The following is a 1,686-nucleotide window of genomic DNA, read 5'->3' on the forward strand; positions in this document are numbered from 1 at the left end:
CCGATGACGGTGGAGGCTGCCGAAGCGGGGAAGCACATCCTGGTGGAAAAACCGATGGCACTGACACTTGAGGAGACCTACCGGATGGACGAGGCGGCAAAGAAGAACAACGTCCGCCTGATGGTGATCTGGCAGAATCGGCACAACGTGCCGATCAAACTCGCGAAGAAAGCCTTGGAGGATAAGGCGCTCGGGCAGGTGTACACGGTGCACTGCTCGGTCCTATGGAACCGCCCGCAAAGCTATTACGACCGATCCGACTGGCTCGGGAGAAAGGAACTGGAAGGCGGCCCCCTGTACACGCAGTGCTGCCATTTCATCGACCTGCTCATCTACATGTTCGGGGACATCCAGCGGGTGAACTCCATCGGCGAAACCAAAAGCCACAGCATCGAGATCGAGGATTGCGGCGTTGCGATGATGAAGTTCAAGTCGGGCGTCATGGGGACGCTGTCCTATACCAACTGCGTTTACAACAAGAACTACGAGGGGAGCATCACGATCGTCGGCGAGAAAGGGACGATCAAGATCGGAGGTTCCTACCTGAACACCATCGATTTCTGGGATGTCCAGTCGTACCCATTGCCCGACGGGATCGACTTCAATGATAAGCCTAACGTTTACACCAAGTATAAGGGGACCAGTTCCAATCACGACAAGGTGATCGCCGATGTCGTGGCGGACTTTCTCGGCGGTAAGAAACGGGTGGCGGGTTGGGAAGACGGCCACAAGGTTGTGGAGGCGATCCGCATGATCTACCGGTCGCAGGCAATAAACGGGGGAATGATCACCGTAAGCCAGATGACCGAGGGGAAACCGGAGGAGTTACCGACACCCCCGGAGGAAGAGATCGTTGCATGACGGAGATACCATGACGGTTACCCACAAAATCTTCCCCGGCGTCACGCTGGGTGAAGGATCCATCGTCGAGGATTATGCCATCATCGGGAGCCCGCCCAGGGGGAAAAAGGCGGGAGAGCTCGAGACCGTCATCGGCCGCGGAGCGGTTATCCGATCCCACACGGTGATCTACGCCGGGAACCGGATCGGGGAACGGTTCCAGACCGGGAACAAGGTCAACATCCGGGAACTGAACGAGATCGGAGACAACGTCAGCATCGGCACCCTCTCCGTGATCGAGCACCACGTCCGGATCGGGAACGGTGTGCGGATGCACAGCCAGGTCTTCGTGCCCGAATTCACCGTCATCGAGGACGACGCGTGGCTCGGCCCGAATGTCGTGATTACAAATGCCAAGTATCCGCTTTCTCCAGGGGTGAAGGAAACCCTTGCCGGTCCATTGATCAAGAAGGGCGCAAAGATCGGCGCCAACTCCACGATCTTGCCGGGGATCGTGATCGGGGCGAACTCCCTGGTCGGTGCCGGTTCCGTTGTCGTGAAAGATGTCCCGGAGAACGCGGTAGTCGCAGGGAATCCGGCGCGTTTCATCAAATTGATCACATCACTTCCATATTGAGGGGGCTGCTCTGGATATCCCGCTGGTCGACCTGAAAGCGCAGTACGAGAGCATCAAGGACGAGATCGACCAGACGATCGCGGACGTCATCTCGAAATCCGCCTTCATCGGAGGTCCCTTCGTCAAGGCATTCGAGTCGGCGTTCTCGGCGTTCTGCGGCGCGAAGCACGGCATCGGCGTGGGAAACGGTACGGATGCCATCTTCCTGG

The 1,686-nt window shown here is 58.0% G+C and carries 3 protein-coding genes; all 3 read left to right on the forward strand.

What is annotated here, in order from left to right:
• A partial coding sequence (locus tag WB402_RS04805) for a Gfo/Idh/MocA family protein (protein ID WP_424205782.1) occupies positions 1–861 on the forward strand: 861 nt, incomplete at its 5' end.
• Positions 862–871: 10 nt separating this feature from the next.
• Positions 872–1,477 carry a DapH/DapD/GlmU-related protein gene (locus WB402_RS04810; protein WP_423937264.1) on the forward strand — a complete coding sequence of 202 codons (606 nt, stop codon included), beginning with the start codon at positions 872–874 and terminating at the stop codon, positions 1,475–1,477.
• Between the two features lie 106 nt (positions 1,478–1,583).
• Positions 1,584–1,686: DegT/DnrJ/EryC1/StrS family aminotransferase (locus WB402_RS04815; protein ID WP_424205783.1), on the forward strand; the 103-nt coding region annotated here is incomplete at its 3' end.

This window comes from Sulfuricaulis sp. (assembly GCF_049587675.1).
GTDB lineage: Bacteria > Pseudomonadota > Gammaproteobacteria > Acidiferrobacterales > Sulfurifustaceae > Sulfuricaulis.